Source organism: Streptomyces sp. NPDC014764 (assembly GCF_043082785.1).
In the GTDB taxonomy this organism is placed as follows: Bacteria; Actinomycetota; Actinomycetes; order Streptomycetales; family Streptomycetaceae; genus Streptomyces; species Streptomyces althioticus.
In genome coordinates this window covers 33,732-47,314 of sequence record NZ_JBIBXY010000024.1, presented here as the reverse complement: position 1 = coordinate 47,314, position 13,583 = coordinate 33,732, and the positions used below count along the sequence as shown (strand labels likewise).

General features: G+C 71.7%; 19 protein-coding genes. 16 read left to right on the top strand and 3 right to left on the bottom strand.

Annotation, left to right across the window (positions count from 1 at the left end):
- Positions 1-31: 31 nt before the first annotated feature.
- The 7 genes from ACF1AG_RS32300 to ACF1AG_RS32270 all read left to right on the top strand — a co-directional run bounded on the left by ACF1AG_RS32300 (position 32) and on the right by ACF1AG_RS32270 (position 4,329).
- Positions 32-286 (top strand): MoaD/ThiS family protein, encoded by a 255-nt coding sequence (locus ACF1AG_RS32300; RefSeq protein ID WP_359599480.1) that lies wholly within the window; start codon positions 32-34, stop codon positions 284-286.
- A gap of 2 nt (positions 287-288) precedes the next feature.
- Positions 289-1,368 carry a hypothetical protein gene (locus ACF1AG_RS32295; RefSeq protein WP_359599482.1) on the top strand — a complete coding sequence of 360 codons (1,080 nt, stop codon included), beginning with the start codon at positions 289-291 and terminating at the stop codon, positions 1,366-1,368.
- A gap of 296 nt (positions 1,369-1,664) precedes the next feature.
- Complete coding sequence (locus ACF1AG_RS32290) at positions 1,665-2,405, top strand: DUF2993 domain-containing protein (protein ID WP_359599484.1); 741 nt, start codon at positions 1,665-1,667, stop codon at positions 2,403-2,405.
- A 183-nt stretch (positions 2,406-2,588) separates the two neighbouring features.
- Entirely contained in the window at positions 2,589-2,696 is a 108-nt protein-coding gene (locus tag ACF1AG_RS32285) for a putative leader peptide (RefSeq protein ID WP_350328463.1), read from the top strand.
- A 135-nt stretch (positions 2,697-2,831) separates the two neighbouring features.
- Entirely contained in the window at positions 2,832-3,677 is an 846-nt protein-coding gene (locus tag ACF1AG_RS32280; protein ID WP_359599485.1) for a sulfurtransferase, read from the top strand.
- Positions 3,678-3,709: 32 nt separating this feature from the next.
- Entirely contained in the window at positions 3,710-3,997 is a 288-nt protein-coding gene (locus tag ACF1AG_RS32275; RefSeq protein WP_004986406.1) for a DUF1416 domain-containing protein, read from the top strand.
- Positions 3,998-4,068: 71 nt separating this feature from the next.
- Complete coding sequence (locus ACF1AG_RS32270; protein WP_359599487.1) at positions 4,069-4,329, top strand: DUF3099 domain-containing protein; 261 nt, start codon at positions 4,069-4,071, stop codon at positions 4,327-4,329.
- A 5-nt stretch (positions 4,330-4,334) separates the two neighbouring features.
- On the opposite strand, the gene ACF1AG_RS32265 is transcribed toward ACF1AG_RS32270, so the two are convergent.
- Positions 4,335-4,697, bottom strand: coding sequence for a DsrE family protein (locus ACF1AG_RS32265; protein WP_359599488.1), 363 nt, complete (start codon positions 4,695-4,697; stop codon positions 4,335-4,337).
- Between the two features lie 152 nt (positions 4,698-4,849).
- Here ACF1AG_RS32265 and ACF1AG_RS32260 point away from each other — a divergent pair, with 152 nt between their 5' ends.
- From ACF1AG_RS32260 to ACF1AG_RS32235, 6 genes are all read left to right on the top strand, one after another.
- Positions 4,850-5,524 (top strand): hypothetical protein, encoded by a 675-nt coding sequence (locus ACF1AG_RS32260; protein ID WP_359599490.1) that lies wholly within the window; start codon positions 4,850-4,852, stop codon positions 5,522-5,524.
- Positions 5,521-6,312, top strand: coding sequence for a hypothetical protein (locus ACF1AG_RS32255; RefSeq protein ID WP_359599491.1), 792 nt, complete (start codon positions 5,521-5,523; stop codon positions 6,310-6,312). Before ACF1AG_RS32260 ends, ACF1AG_RS32255 begins: the two co-directional genes overlap by 4 nt.
- Positions 6,309-7,163 (top strand): hypothetical protein, encoded by an 855-nt coding sequence (locus ACF1AG_RS32250; RefSeq protein WP_359599492.1) that lies wholly within the window; start codon positions 6,309-6,311, stop codon positions 7,161-7,163. Before ACF1AG_RS32255 ends, ACF1AG_RS32250 begins: the two co-directional genes overlap by 4 nt.
- Before the next feature lie 223 nt (positions 7,164-7,386).
- The gene (locus tag ACF1AG_RS32245; protein WP_359599493.1) at positions 7,387-7,962 is read left to right on the top strand and encodes an FABP family protein; all 576 of its coding nucleotides are present in this window, start codon (positions 7,387-7,389) and stop codon (positions 7,960-7,962) included.
- 134 nt (positions 7,963-8,096) lie between these two features.
- Positions 8,097-8,534, top strand: a complete 438-nt coding sequence (locus ACF1AG_RS32240; RefSeq protein WP_359599494.1) for a transcriptional repressor — start codon at positions 8,097-8,099, stop codon at positions 8,532-8,534.
- Positions 8,535-8,543: 9 nt separating this feature from the next.
- Positions 8,544-9,512 (top strand): folate-binding protein, encoded by a 969-nt coding sequence (locus ACF1AG_RS32235; RefSeq protein WP_359599496.1) that lies wholly within the window; start codon positions 8,544-8,546, stop codon positions 9,510-9,512.
- Positions 9,513-9,557: 45 nt separating this feature from the next.
- On the opposite strand, the gene dtd is transcribed toward ACF1AG_RS32235, so the two are convergent.
- Positions 9,558-9,983, bottom strand: coding sequence for a D-aminoacyl-tRNA deacylase (gene dtd, locus ACF1AG_RS32230; protein ID WP_359599498.1), 426 nt, complete (start codon positions 9,981-9,983; stop codon positions 9,558-9,560).
- A 177-nt stretch (positions 9,984-10,160) separates the two neighbouring features.
- Here dtd and ACF1AG_RS32225 point away from each other — a divergent pair, with 177 nt between their 5' ends.
- On the top strand, positions 10,161-10,808 hold the full coding sequence (locus ACF1AG_RS32225; protein WP_359599499.1) for an aerial mycelium formation protein: 648 nt from the start codon (positions 10,161-10,163) through the stop codon (positions 10,806-10,808).
- Positions 10,809-10,868: 60 nt separating this feature from the next.
- The gene (locus tag ACF1AG_RS32220; protein WP_359599500.1) at positions 10,869-12,125 is read left to right on the top strand and encodes a GNAT family N-acetyltransferase; all 1,257 of its coding nucleotides are present in this window, start codon (positions 10,869-10,871) and stop codon (positions 12,123-12,125) included.
- Positions 12,126-12,299: 174 nt separating this feature from the next.
- On the opposite strand, the gene ACF1AG_RS32215 is transcribed toward ACF1AG_RS32220, so the two are convergent.
- On the bottom strand, positions 12,300-12,485 hold the full coding sequence (locus ACF1AG_RS32215; RefSeq protein WP_048458968.1) for a hypothetical protein: 186 nt from the start codon (positions 12,483-12,485) through the stop codon (positions 12,300-12,302).
- A 176-nt stretch (positions 12,486-12,661) separates the two neighbouring features.
- Here ACF1AG_RS32215 and ACF1AG_RS32210 point away from each other — a divergent pair, with 176 nt between their 5' ends.
- A complete protein-coding gene (locus tag ACF1AG_RS32210; protein WP_359599502.1) occupies positions 12,662-13,576 on the top strand; it encodes a GntR family transcriptional regulator in 915 nt (304 codons plus the stop codon).
- The last annotated feature ends 7 nt before the right edge of the window (positions 13,577-13,583 follow it).

Genomic DNA, 13,583 nt, shown 5'->3' with positions numbered 1-13,583 from the left:
GTTCACCGTCAACTGATCGAGGAACCAGCAGATGGCAAAGGTCACGGTGCGGTACTGGGCCGCCGCCAAGGCCGCCGCGGGGGTGGCCGAGGAGCCGTACGAGGCGGACACGCTCGCCGACGCGCTCGCCGCCGTGCGCGAACGGCATTCCGGCGAGCTGGCGCGCGTGCTGCTGAGGTGCTCGTTCCTCGTCGACGGCGATCCCGTGGGCAAGCGCGCGCATGAGACGGTACGGCTGGCCGACGGCGGCACGGTCGAGGTGCTTCCGCCGTTCGCAGGAGGGTGAGGATGACGAACCAGCCGTACGGCGGTGGTTACGGGTACGGGGCCCAGGAGCCGCCGGTCACGCCGTACCAGCAGCCGCAGTCCCAGCCGCAGACGTGGCCCGGGCAGGGCTACGACAATCCGTACGATCCGTACGCGGATCAGCAGCACACGCAGCAGTGGCAGGGGCAGACGTGGGAGACGCAGATGCAGCCGCCGGTGGCGGCGGCTGAGGAGACGTCCTACCTGCCGCCGCAGGGGAGTGCTCCCCCGGCCCCTGCACAGGTGCCGGAGCCGGCTCCGGCAGGTACTGCGGAACCGGCTCCGGAGTACGGTCCCGCCACCCTCGCCGGGAACGCCCGGATCACCGACGCGCAGCGGGCCCGGGCCGAGGGGCGGTCGCCGGTCATCGAGCCGGGGATGCAGCCCGCGCTGCTGACGGCGGTGCTGGGGCTGCTGCTGGCGGGCGGCGCCGCGCTGGGCACGTACGCGCTGCTCGTGCCGCTGGTGGTGCTGCAGGGCGTGACCGCGGCGGGATGGTTCCGGCTCAACGGGATGTGGCCGGCGCGGCAGGGCATCGCGCTGGGGTTCCTGGGGGCGCTGGTCGCGGACGCGGCGATGCTGGTCTCGGACCGGTCGCCCGGAGTGATCCTCGGAGCGCTGGGTGTGTGGGTGCTGCTGTCGCTGGTGCTGCAGCTGCGGTCGCACGCGGATCCGGACGAGCGGATGTACGGCCTGATGGCGACGGTGGTCGCGGCGGCGCTGGCGATCGCGGCGGGCGGTTACCTCGCGGCGGACGCGGACGCGGTGGTCGTCGGGGCGGTCGCGGTGGCGGCGGCGATGGTCGTGCGGGCGCTGCCGGTGGCGACGGCGGCGTCGGTGGTGATCGCGCTGGCGGCGGCGGGCGGTGCGGGGTACGCCGTCGGCGGGATGTCGACGGACGCGGCGCTGATGGGGGTGGGGGCGGCGGTCTGCGCACTGATCGGCCACAGGGTGGCCAGCTACGACTACCCGTCCCGCTTCGTCCACTTCACTGCGGGAGTCGCCCTGCCTCTGGCGGCGGCCGGCCCGGTCGTGTACACGCTGGGCCGAGTGCTCGGCTGAGGTTTGCGCCTGCGGCGCAGGGTTCTGTCCGGTGCGGTTGCTGTCGCGCCCACGGTGGGGTGGGTGGTGCGGACCCCGTCCCCTCCCCGCCGTGGGCGGCTGTCCGACACCGGTGGCGTGCGGCGCCCGAGACCCTCGCCGACTGGTGCGCGCGTGCGGGCGCCCCCACGCCGGGCGTTTTCTGAGGCGTCCCTGTCACAGGTGATCCACAATCCCCGGCTTCCCCGCCACCCCCGCATTACGCTCGCGTGAGGGCGGCCGCCGGCCGTCGGGACACGTCAGGTGGGGGACTCCGCATGCGCGCACTGCGAATACTGCTCGTCATCGCCGTCGTACTCGGCGGCATCTTCGTGATCGTCGACCGCGTCGCCGTCCACTTCGCCGAGGGCGAGGCCGCCGACCGGGTCCGCGCCTCCGAGGGCCTGTCCTCCACCCCGGACGTGGACATCCAGGGCTTCCCCTTCCTCACCCAGGTGCTCGGCGGCTCGCTCGACGAGGTGCGGGTCGGCATCTCGGACTACGAGGCGGGCGCCGGCGAGGGCGGCAAGACCATCCGCATCGCCGACCTGCGGGCGGACCTGCGCGGCGTCGAGTTCTCCGGCGACTTCGGCTCCGCCGTCGCCGACAGCGCCACGGGCACGGCCACCATCGCCTACGACGAGCTGCTGCGGAATGCCAAGGCGGAGCCCACGAAGGTGGCGCCCGGCATCACCGCCGAGGTGGTGGCGCTGTCCGACGGGGGCAACGGGAAGATCAAGGTCGCGCTGGAGACCACCGTGCTCGGCACGAAGCTGCCCGAGCCGGTGAGCGTGCTCAGCTCGGTGACCGTCGTCGACGGGAACACCGTGCGGGTGCGGGCGGACGCGCTGCCGGTGCTGGGCGGGGTGGAGATCGCGGAGTCGAGGGTGCGGCGGATCACCGACTTCGAGCAGAAGATCGACGGCCTGCCCGGCGGGATCAGCCTGGAGAAGGTCCAGGCTGCCGCGGACGGTGTGGACGTGACGGTGACCGGGAAGGACGTACGCCTGGCCGGCTAGGCGGGCGGTGTCCGGTGGGCGAGACGGTCACGTCCGCTGGGCAGATGGAGCGGCTCCGGGGGCGGGGTCGCGGACGCCCGGGCAGGCGGGTATCCCGGTCGTCGTATCGATGGATGGACGATCTCGTCTCAGCATGCGACATGCCGGTGACAGGGCCCCTCGTCCGTCCTTACGATCGTCCCCATGCAGTGTCAGACGAGCGTCCTCCGTCCGAGGGGACAGGCGGATCTCACGAAGCGGCGGGCAGTGGACCTGTGCCGTGTCGCCGCCATGCTCTGTCGCACCTTCTGAGCGGACGCGTCTTCCGTCCGCATTCCCGCTCCGTTCCCTGATCAGGGGACCCGTGCGCCGCCCGGGCCTGGGCGCTGCGCACCCCCGCACCCCCGTACCCGCACGCCCCCCGCAACTGCCCCGGAGGAGAACAGCATGGCTCGCAGCGACGTCCTGGTCGACGCAGATTGGCTCCAGGAGCACCTGGACGACCCGACCATCGCGATCGTCGAGGTGGACGAGGACACGTCCGCCTACGACAAGAACCACATCAAGAACGCCGTCCGGATCGACTGGACCCAGGACCTGCAGGACCCGGTCCGCCGTGACTTCGTCGACCAGGCCGGCTTCGAGAAGCTCCTGTCCGACAAGGGCATCGCCAACGACCACACGGTCGTCCTGTACGGCGGCAACAACAACTGGTTCGCCTCGTACGCCTACTGGTACTTCAAGCTGTACGGCCACGAGAACGTCAAGCTCCTCGACGGCGGCCGCAAGAAGTGGGAGCTCGACGCCCGCGAGCTGGTCCCCGGCGACGAGGTGCCGGAGCGCCCGAAGACGGACTACAAGGCCAAGCCGCAGGACACCTCCATCCGCGCCTTCCGCGACGAGGTCGTGGACGCCATCGGCAAGCAGAACATCGTCGACGTGCGCTCGCCCGACGAGTTCGCCGGCAAGCTGCTCGCCCCGGCCCACCTGCCGCAGGAGCAGTCGCAGCGCCCCGGCCACGTGCCGACCTCCCGCAACATCCCGTGGTCGAAGAACGCCAACGACGACGGCACCTTCAAGTCCGACGAGGAGCTCAAGAAGCTCTACGAGGACGAGGAGATCGACCTGTCCAAGGACACCATCGCCCTGTGCCGCATCGGTGAGCGCTCCGCGCTGTCCTGGTTCGTGCTGCACGAGCTGCTCGGTGTGGAGAACGTCAAGAACTACGACGGTTCCTGGACCGAGTACGGCTCCCTCGTGGGCGTGCCGATCGAGCTCGGCTCCGGCAAGTAATCCCTCCCCGACCGACCTCTCAGGAGTAAGACATGTGCGGTGCGAAGGCCGGCGGCCCGGACGCCTCGACGATCAAGCCCGGTGAGACCACCATCCAGGGTCAGGTGACCCGTGACGGCGAGCCGGTGACGGGATACGTCCGTCTCCTCGACTCGACCGGCGAGTTCACCGCGGAGGTCCCCACCTCCGCGACCGGACAGTTCCGCTTCTACGCGGCGGAAGGCACCTGGACCGTCCGCGCCCTGGTGCCCGGCGGCACCGCCGACCGCACGGTCGTCGCCCAGCAGGGCGGCCTGGCCGAGGTCGCGATCGCGGTCTGAGCAGGCTCCGCACGAGGGGCCGCGTCCCTGTGGACGCGGCCCTTCGGCATGTCCGGACCTACGCTGGAGACATGTACGCGCGCAGGCGGCATGTCTACTTCGCCATGATGGGCGGCTGCATCGGGCTGTTCGTCCTGGCGTGGGGCGTCGTACGCCTCTGGTCGGTGCCCGCTGCCGTGGCGATGTGCGTGGTCGCCATGGTGATCCCGCCGGTCGCCGCGGTCGTCGCCAACCGGCGCGGCCCCGACGACCGCTGGTGGGACGACCCCACCGGCGACCCGCAGTCCGACGAGTGGTGGGACGAGCTGGACGGCAAGAAGGGGCCCCGGTAGGTCCGTCAGTAGACGAGGGCCTGCGTGCCGTCCGCCATGGCCTCCTGCACGAAGACCTGCGCCCCCGCGATCCGCACGCCCTCGATCACGTCCTTCTCCGTGATGTCCCGGCGCGCCGCGCACTGGGTGCACAGCGTGACCCTGCCGGACGCCAGCAGCGAGTCCAGCAGGTCCGGCAGCGGAGCGGCGTGCGGCAGCTCGAACTCCGCGGCCCTCCCCGGCAGCGCGAACCACGCCGACTCCCCGGTCAGCCACAGCGACACCTCGACCTCACTGGCCGCCGCCACCGCGGCCACCGTGAACGCCTGGGAACAGCGCTCGGGTGCGTCGGCCCCGGCGGTCACCTTGATCACGAGCTTCTTCGCCATGACCGAATCGTAATCATGATCGCCGCAACTTCGGTCGCCGGCTGTGGGTCTCCTGTGCGCGCGGACCGAACGCGCGTTCACTTGTTGTGGGGGACGTCTTGGAACGAACCGAGGAAGAAGCCGGCCGGCGGCGACGGGGGCGGACCGCCGGGTTGACCGGGAGCGCCCTGGTGCTGGGTCTGATCGCCGGGACCTGCACCGGCTATCTCGTCCAGGCCGGCCGCGAGCCCACCCCGCTCCCGCCGCTGTCGCAGCCGGTGCTCGCACAGGCCCGGGGCGAGGCGCCGGCGCCACTGCCCGCTTCCCAGGACCGGCGGGTGAGGACCGACGGCGACCTGCGCGAGCTGCTGCTGAAGAAGCCGCGCGGGGCGAAGAACACGCAGTGGCTGAAGGACGGCGTCCGCTGGCTGGACCTGACGGCCCTGGCCGAGACCTGGACCCAGCCCGGCGAGGTGTTCGGCGACCTCGTCCGGGACGAGTTCCGGCGGTCGGTCATGACGGTCTGGGAGGACGACGGATACACGGTGGAGATCCGTCTCACCCAGTTCCGTCAGGAGGAGTACACGGCGGCCACCGACGCCACCGACGACTTCCAGGGCTGGGCCGAGGGGCGACCCAACAAGAGCTGGGCGATACCCGGCACCGGTAACGGCCGGGCCTACGTGATGACCGAGCCCGAGGCCGAACCCGGCTTCGTCCCCCAGCACACCGCCGAGGCGCACGCCTGGCGCGGGGACATCGCGATGAGCGTGTGGGTGACCGGACCGAAGCCCGTCCCCAAGAAGAGGATCATGGACGTGGCCGAGCGGCAGATGGAGCGGCTGTGAGCGAGACCCCCGAAGAGTCCGTCCGTCCGGAACAGCCGGACCTCCCCGCCGTGTCACGCCGCCGTCTCGTCGCGGTCGCCGTGGGGGTGCTGCTGACCTGCGCGGTCGCCGCGGGCACGGGCGTCACCGCCGTGACCGTGGCGAACGCCGACCGCGATCCCGGCGCGCCCTCGTGGCAGTTCCCGAGGACCGTTCCGGCGGACGGGGAGCCACCCGAGCCGCGGGGTCTCGCCTCGCTGCTCCTCCCTTACGGGGAGGACGGCCGCATGCGCGGCCCCGACATGGGCGAGTTCGGCGCGGACGCGCAGCTCAGCGGGGCTCGCGCGACCGCACTGCAGAAGGAGGCGCTGCAGGGGCTGCCGCGTTCCGAGCGCAAGCGGCTGGAGAAGGCGATCGACCGACGCCGCATCACCGGCATGGCGATGCGCAGCTACGTCAGCGGCGCGGACAGCCTCTACCAGGACGAGATCTACACGGCGAGCGTCGTGCTCTCGCGGATGGACAACCGGTCGGCCGTGCGCGACATCGCCCGCTCCCAGGCCGAGTTCCTCGACGCCCTGGACGTCCTGCGCAAGGGACCGAAGATCAAGGGCCACAAGGACGCCGCCTGCTTCCTGCCGCCCAAGGACCGGAAGCGGGACATCGAGGCGATGTTCTGCACGGCGCACATCGGTGACGTCCTGGTCACCGTCACCGCGAGCGCCGTGGCGCCGATCGACGCCAAGAGCGTCGCCGGCCTGGTCCGCGAACAGCTCGACCGCATCGAGGAACCGGGGAAGGCCGTATGACCGAGCAGCAGCAGACCCCCGTCGCGGCCCTGCCCGCCGAGCCGCCGGAAGTCTCCGCCGAACCGGCCGGGCCGCCCGCGGTGCGCAAGGACCGCCGGAAGCTCCGCGCCGCCCTGCGCTGGACCGCCGCCGTCGTCGTGTTCGCGGTGGCCGGAGCCGGCACGGCGTACGGGATCACGCGCATGGAACGCACGGACGTGCCCGGTCTGGCGACGGAGTCCGACGGGCGCTGGGACTACCCGCTGCTGGTGAAGCCGCCGCTGCCCTCCGGCAGCCCGGGCCCGCAGGCCGAGTCCAACCCGGCCGGCACCCACCACGCCGACCTGCGCGCCCTGCTGCTGCCCGCGCCGAAGGGGGCCAAGGAGAACAAGGCGCTGCGCGGCACGCGGGGGTGGCTGCCTGCGGACGCCTTCCTGAAGGAGATCGCGGAGAAGGAGGACCGGGACGAGTTCCGGCAGCGTCTCGTCGACTGGGGTCTGCGGCACATCGCCGCGCGCGGCTGGACCACCGAGGACGGCACCCGCACCCGCGTCTATCTGCTGCGGTTCGACACCGCGGCCGTGGCGGACGACAGGTTCCACGGCGTGCTCTTCCCGTACTCCGGCCCCGCCCACCGGGTGACCGGGACGGAGAACGTCGTGAGCGACGAGACGTTCCCGGAGGCGGCGACGGTCGCCGGTGTGCAGCGCACCGTGTACGACGAGGCGGAGCCGCGCGGCGCCGAGCACGACCGGCAGGCGTACCTCGTCTCCGGCGACGTGCTCGCCGTCGTGCTGCAGTCGCGGAAGGGGGCCGCGCACGCGGTGCCGTTCCGGCAGACGGTCGTGCTGCAGAGCCAGCTGCTGGGCTGAGCCGCGCGGGTGCGGCACCTCGCACGACGGGGGCCGCACCCGGCCGCGTAAGCTGGGGGCCGGCCCTGTGCACACCTTCGCACCCCGCTCAAGGAGCACCCCGTGATCATCTTCTTCGAAATCCTGCTGGTCCTGGTCTGCGTCGGCGTCCTCGCCTTCGCCGGACTGACCGTGAAGAAGCTGTTCCAGGGCCAGCGCTGACCGCGACCAGGAAGTACCTCTCATGATCGAGATCCCGTCCGACCTGCACAAGGACCTCGTCCCGCTCGCGTTCCTGCTCGGCAACTGGGCGGGTGCGGGCGTGCACGACTTCCCCGGCGCCGAGAAGTGCAACTTCGGCCAGGAGGTCACCTTCACCCACGACGGGCGGGACTTCCTGGAATACTCCTCGCGCACCTGGGTGCTCGACGGCGACGGCAACAAGGTCCGCCCGCTGGAGTCGGAGCACGGCTTCTGGCGCATCGACGCCGACCGCAAGATCGAGGTGACCATGGTCCGCGACGACGGCGTCGTCGAGATCTGGTACGGCGAGATGGCCGAGAAGAAGCCGCAGATCGACCTGGTCACGGACGCCGTCGCGCGCACCGCCGCCTCCGGCCCGTACACCGGGGGCAAGCGGCTCTACGGCTACGTCAAGAGCGACCTGATGTGGGTCGGCGAGAAGCAGACCCCCGAAGTCGAGCTGCGCCCCTACATGTCGGCGCACCTGAAGAAGGTCGTCACGCCGGAGGAGGTCGAGCGCTGGGCCAAGGCCCTGCCCGACGACATGCCGGACGACGGCATCGCGTTCTTCAAGTAGGCAGTCCGGGCCCGGGGGGGGGCTCCGCGGACCAGGCCCCCGGGCCTCCCGTCCGGACCGGGCCGGCTGTGGGGCGCGGTGCCTCGTCCGCCGGCCCCGGGGTGATCCGAACGGGAGGACCTAGACTCGTGGGTGTGGTGAGCACCGACTGGAAGAGCGACCTCAGGCAGCGCGGGTACCGGCTGACGCCCCAGCGCCAGCTCGTGCTCGAAGCCGTCGACACCCTGGAGCACGCGACCCCGGACGACATCCTCGTGGAAGTGAGGAAGACGGCGTCGGGGGTCAACATCTCCACCGTGTACCGCACGCTGGAGCTCCTCGAGGAGCTGGGCCTGGTCAGTCACGCCCACCTCGGGCACGGCGCACCGACCTACCACCTCGCCGACCGCCACCACCACCTGCACCTGGTCTGCCGTGACTGCACCAAGGTGATCGAGGCGGACGTGGAGGTGGCCGCGGAGTTCACGGAGAAGCTGAGGGAGACCTTCGGTTTCGACACCGACCTGAAGCACTTCGCGATCTTCGGCCGGTGCCAGGGCTGTGCCCTGAAGACTTCAACTACCGAGTCGTAGGCTAGGCGTATGAAAAGCCCCCTGCTGACCCTGCCCGGCGCCGTCCCCGCCGAGGGCGTGGACGAAGGCGTGGCCGCCCACTACGGCGACCTGTTCCGTGAGCAGCGCGCCCTCGCCGACGGCACCGGCTTCGTCGACCTGTCCCACCGCGGGGTCGTCACCGTCTCCGGCGCCGAGCGGCTCGGCTGGCTCCACCTGCTGCTCACCCAGCACGTCCAGGACCTGCCCCCGCACGAGGCCACCGAGGCGCTGATCCTGTCCGCCAACGGCCACATCGAGCACGCGCTCTACCTGGTCGACGACGGCGAGACGACCTGGGCGCACGTCGAGCCCGGCACCCAGGAGGCGCTGGTCGCGTACCTGGAGTCGATGAAGTTCTTCTACCGGGTCGAGGTCGCCGACCGCACGGAGGACATCGCGGTGGTGCACCTGCCCGCCGGGTCCATCGCCGAGGTGCCCGAGGGCGTGGCGGTGCGGGAGACGCCGTACGGCAGGGACCTCTTCCTGCGCCGCGGCGACCTGGAGGAGTTCGCGCGCACGGCGGGCCCCGCCGCCGGACTCCTGGCCTACGAGGCGCTGCGCGTCGAGCAGCACCGCCCCCGGCTCGGCTTCGAGACCGATCACCGCACCATCCCGCACGAGCTGGGCTGGATCGGCTCCGCCGTGCATCTGCAGAAGGGCTGCTACCGCGGCCAGGAGACCGTCGCCCGTGTGCAGAACCTGGGCAAGCCGCCGCGTCGGCTGGTCTTCCTGCACCTGGACGGCAGCGAGGTGCACCTGCCCGTGCCGGGCACCGAGCTGCGCCTCGCGGGTGAGGGAGGCCCGGACGGCCGGAAGATCGGCTTCATCACGACCTCCGTACGCCACCACGAGCTGGGCCCGGTCGCCCTCGCCCTGGTGAAGCGGAACGTCCCGGTGGACGCCCCGCTGCTGGCCGGGGACACGGCCGCCGCGCAGGAGACCGTCGTCGAGCCCTGAGCTCCCCGAGCCGTACGCCCGCGCGAGCCGGGCGACCGGTGCGGCTCACATCTCCAGCAGCACGGTGAACGGGCCGTCGTTCGTCAGCGACACCCGCATCTGCGCGCCGAACCGGCCCGTCGCCACCGTCGCGCCCAGCGCGCGCAGCTGCGCCACCACCTCGTCGACCAGCGGCTCGGCGAGGTCGCCGGGGGCGGCCGCGTTCCAGGTGGGACGGCGGCCCTTGCGGGCGTCCCCGTAGAGGGTGAACTGGCTGATCACCAGGAGCGGGGCGTTGACGTCGCTGCAGGACCGCTCGTCCTTCAGCATCCGGATCGACCACAGCTTGCGGGCGAGCTGCGCCGCCTTCTCCTCGGTGTCCTCGTGGGTGACACCGACCAGGACGCACAGACCCTCGCCCCGGATCTCCCCCACGGTCTCGCCGTCCACGACGACGCTCGCGCCGTCCACCCTCTGCACCACTGCACGCATACGCCCATGATGCCGGTCCGCGAACAGACGCCCGACGGCGGCCCGCGGCCCACCCCGGTCGGGCTATTTTTACTCCTTAGCGCCCATCTGGGGCGGATCGGGGCCACTCGCTCACATTGCGGCCGCCAGGGGTGGCACCATGCTGGCACATGCCGGTCGAGGGGACGGTTGAGGCATATGAGCACATCGGGGATCGGGCAGTCGTCCGCGGCTGTCGCGTTGGCCCAGGAGTTGACCCAAGGAGGCGCCGGGGAACGGGAGTTCCGCCGGCCGCCCGTGCAGCGCACGGACAGCCCCGAGCTGCCCGGGGACGGGGCGGAGGGCGAACTGACCGGCCTGAGCCTGGCCGAACTGCGCACGATGCGGCGGGACGCACAGCGCGACGAGGCCGATCTCAGCTATGTACGGAGGCTGCTGCAGGGGCGGATCGACATCCTGCGCGCGGAGCTGGCCCGGCGCGACCTGCCGGCGGGGCTGCCGGCGGCCGTCGCGCAGGGGGAGGCCTCCGTCGTGGAGCGGTTGCCGGAGATCCTGCGGGACACCCCCGCGCGCCACCGTTCCTCCGCCCGCCATCTGACGCTGGGCACCCCGCGGAGCGAGGAGTACCGGCGGCTGGCCTCCGAGATGCTCGGCGAGGTGGAGCTCTCCGACCTGGGCGCGCGGACGGACGGCGAGCTGCACACCGCGATGGCCCGGCTGGTCGGGTACGAGCAGCAGGTGTCGCGCCGCCGGCAGCGGCTGCAGCGCACCGCCGACGCGTGCGGGGCGGAGATCACCCGGCGCTACCGGGAGGGGGAGGCGCAGGTCGACGACCTTCTCGCATGAGGCGCGGGTCCCGGCGAAACCACGTCGACACCTGCCGGGAGGCCGACCTACCGTGACCCCATGACCTCCCGTGCCGACATCGACGTACGCCCCATCGACGCATCCGAGTTCCCCGACTGGCAGCGGGCCATGAACATCGGGTTCCTGCATCAGCCGGCCCTGAGTGAGGAGGTCCTCGACGCGCGCCGGGCGCAGTTCACGCCCGGCCGCTCGACGGCCGCCTTCGACGCAGGGCGCTGCGTCGCGACGTTCCGTTCCTTCGCGCAGGAGCTCACCGCTGTCGGCGGGGCTGCCGTCCCGGCCGACGCGGTCACCAACGTCACCGTCTCCCCGACCCACCGCAGGCGCGGCCTGCTGACGCGGATGATGGCCCAGGACCTGGCGGCGGCGAAGGAGCGCGGGGACGTCGTCGCCACGCTGATCGCCGCCGAGTACCCGATCTACGGAAGGTACGGCTTCGGCCCCGCCACCTGGGCCACCGAGTGGACGATCGACGTGCCGCGCGCCGGGCTCGACCCGCGCTGGGCGGGCCCGGAGGACGGCGGCCGGATCGATCTGGTGGACGCCGAGGACATCCGCAAGCACGGCCCCGAGCTGTACGAGCGGCTGCGCCGGTCCCAGCCGGGTGCCGTGAGCCGCGACGAGCTGTGGTGGAAGGCCACCACGGGCGCCGTGCGCTTCCACGCGACGTTCCACGAGCCGTACTACGTGATCTACCGTTCGGCCTCCGGCGAGGTCGAGGGCATCGCCGCCTACACCTCGGACGACAAGTGGGGCGACGGCAAGCAGCCGCTGAACACGGTCCAGGTGAAGTGGCTGACCGGGGTGACCCCTGCCGCAGAGCGGGCGCTGTGGCGCTACCTGTGCTCGATCGACTGGGTGGTCGCCGTGAAGACCGGTTACCGCGCTCCGGACGACCTGCTTCCGCACTTCCTGCCCGACCCGCGTGCCGCTGCCGTCACCACCCAGGCCGACTGGCTGTGGGTGCGCATCCTCGACGTCGTACGGGCGCTGGAGGCGCGGACGTACGAGGGGGCGGGGTCGCTGGTGCTGGAGGTGGCCGACGGGGGCGGCCTGGCCGGCGGGCGGTACCGGCTGGAGGCGTCGGCGGACGGCTCCGGGGCCTGCGCGCCGACGACGGAGAGCCCTGATCTTGCCCTGGACGTCGCGGATCTGGCGACGCTGTGGCTCGGCGACGAGTCGGCGGTGCGGCTCGCGGCGCTGGGCCGGGTCCGGGAAGAACGAGCGGGCGCCGCCCGTCAGGCCGACGCCCTGCTGCGTACGTCCAGGCGACCGTGGTGCCCGGACATCTTCTGAGCGCGGACGCTTCCGCGCCCTCGGTGCCGCTTCCTCCTTCCGCCGGTGACGGGCGGGCGTGATCGTGCATCCGTAGCGAGCTGTTCAGTTGTGGTTGTGGGTGTGGTGCTCCGTCGGCGGGCTCCCGGCTCCCCTCCGGAAGGGAGCCCGGCCGGCGGTCCGTGCGGAGTGGTGTCAGCCGGACTGGGCGAACAGCATCACGAGGATGACCGCGCCGATGCCGCCGATCATGGTGTTGCGCGCCTTGATGCCCACCGTGAGGGCGACGAAGGCGATGATCCCCATCGGGCCGTACTTCCACTGGACGAGCTGCTCGAACCCGATGGCCAGGGCGGCGACGACGACGGCGATGAGCGGCATGGCGGTCCCCCTTTGTCCGGCGGCCTCCCCACCGCCCTCCTGGTGGAACCAACCCCTGTGCGGGTCTGCCAGGTTGGGCGAGTTGGTGACCAACTTGTTCTTAGTTATCTCCACTTGGAAGAGTCCTATAACCACCCTTCGTTGAACTGCCGCAAGATGGCGAGAAGTTGTAGTGTTTGGCCGTGGAGCCGGAACACGTCTCCGTCAATGGACGGAAGAAGCCACAGCGGCCACAGCGGACGCATCGTGAGGTGGCGGACGAGCTGCGCGCCCGGATCCGGTCCGGGGTGCTGCGGCCGGGTCAGCGCATGCCCACGCAGGCGCAGCTGGCCGCCGAGTTCGGCGTGGAGCGGCAGGCCGTGCGGGGCGCGTTGCGTATCCTGCAGTCGGAACACCTGCTGACGAACATCTCAAAAGGGGCGCCCGCGACGGTCGCGGAGCGGGCCGACCGTGCTGCGGCGGGCCCCGCGGCCCCGCCGCAGCCCACCACGGTGGCGCTCGCACCCCGGATAGCCTCCGCCTTCGAGGCCGAGCACGTGGAGATCGACGCCGTCTGCCTCACCGCCGTCTCCCTCACACTCGCCATCGGCGAGCCGTTGCGGCAGATCTACGCGGGGCGACTGAAACCGGCCAAGGTCGACGTCCGCGTGCTGCTGCCCAGCCGGAGCATCGACCTGGCCTTCCCGGTGCCGGTCGGCGGGCGGCAGGGCGACGACGACCCGGTGCACGGGCGCTGGCTGGCCCAGCGCAACGCCCAGGGGCAGGTGCTCCGCCACAACCTGCTCGCCCTGCGCGCGACGCACGGGATCGACGTGCGCGTGACCTTCCGGGCGCTGCCGTTCACCCCGCCGGTGAAGCTGTACCTGCTCAACAACGCCGAGGCGCTGTTCGCCTACTACACGGTGACCCGCAGCGAGGCGCTGATCGGCCAGGAGAGCCTGCCGACGTACGACGCGCAGGGCATACGGTCGATGCTGTTCGCCTTCGAGCAGGGTGACGGCCTGCGCGACACGACCTTCGTGGAACAGTCCCACCTGTGGTTCAACGCCCTGTGGGAGACGATCAGTTCGGAGCTGGAGCTCACGGACTGACGTCTCC

What these genes read in the sequence shown, in the direction of transcription:
- ACF1AG_RS32225 (WP_359599499.1), top strand. Translation starts at nt 10,161, where the DNA reads ATGAGCACATCGGGGATCGGGCAGTCGTCCGCGGCTGTCGCGTTGGCC.
- ACF1AG_RS32285 (WP_350328463.1), top strand. Translation starts at nt 2,589, where the DNA reads ATGCAGTGTCAGACGAGCGTCCTCCGTCCGAGGGGACAGGCGGATCTC.
- ACF1AG_RS32235 (WP_359599496.1), top strand. Translation starts at nt 8,544, where the DNA reads ATGAAAAGCCCCCTGCTGACCCTGCCCGGCGCCGTCCCCGCCGAGGGC.
- dtd (WP_359599498.1), bottom strand. Translation starts at nt 9,983, where the DNA reads ATGCGTGCAGTGGTGCAGAGGGTGGACGGCGCGAGCGTCGTCGTGGAC.
- ACF1AG_RS32290 (WP_359599484.1), top strand. Translation starts at nt 1,665, where the DNA reads ATGCGCGCACTGCGAATACTGCTCGTCATCGCCGTCGTACTCGGCGGC.
- ACF1AG_RS32295 (WP_359599482.1), top strand. Translation starts at nt 289, where the DNA reads ATGACGAACCAGCCGTACGGCGGTGGTTACGGGTACGGGGCCCAGGAG.
- ACF1AG_RS32215 (WP_048458968.1), bottom strand. Translation starts at nt 12,485, where the DNA reads ATGCCGCTCATCGCCGTCGTCGTCGCCGCCCTGGCCATCGGGTTCGAG.
- ACF1AG_RS32250 (WP_359599492.1), top strand. Translation starts at nt 6,309, where the DNA reads ATGACCGAGCAGCAGCAGACCCCCGTCGCGGCCCTGCCCGCCGAGCCG.
- ACF1AG_RS32300 (WP_359599480.1), top strand. Translation starts at nt 32, where the DNA reads ATGGCAAAGGTCACGGTGCGGTACTGGGCCGCCGCCAAGGCCGCCGCG.
- ACF1AG_RS32220 (WP_359599500.1), top strand. Translation starts at nt 10,869, where the DNA reads ATGACCTCCCGTGCCGACATCGACGTACGCCCCATCGACGCATCCGAG.
- ACF1AG_RS32275 (WP_004986406.1), top strand. Translation starts at nt 3,710, where the DNA reads ATGTGCGGTGCGAAGGCCGGCGGCCCGGACGCCTCGACGATCAAGCCC.
- ACF1AG_RS32280 (WP_359599485.1), top strand. Translation starts at nt 2,832, where the DNA reads ATGGCTCGCAGCGACGTCCTGGTCGACGCAGATTGGCTCCAGGAGCAC.
- ACF1AG_RS32265 (WP_359599488.1), bottom strand. Translation starts at nt 4,697, where the DNA reads ATGGCGAAGAAGCTCGTGATCAAGGTGACCGCCGGGGCCGACGCACCC.
- ACF1AG_RS32270 (WP_359599487.1), top strand. Translation starts at nt 4,069, where the DNA reads ATGTACGCGCGCAGGCGGCATGTCTACTTCGCCATGATGGGCGGCTGC.
- ACF1AG_RS32245 (WP_359599493.1), top strand. Translation starts at nt 7,387, where the DNA reads ATGATCGAGATCCCGTCCGACCTGCACAAGGACCTCGTCCCGCTCGCG.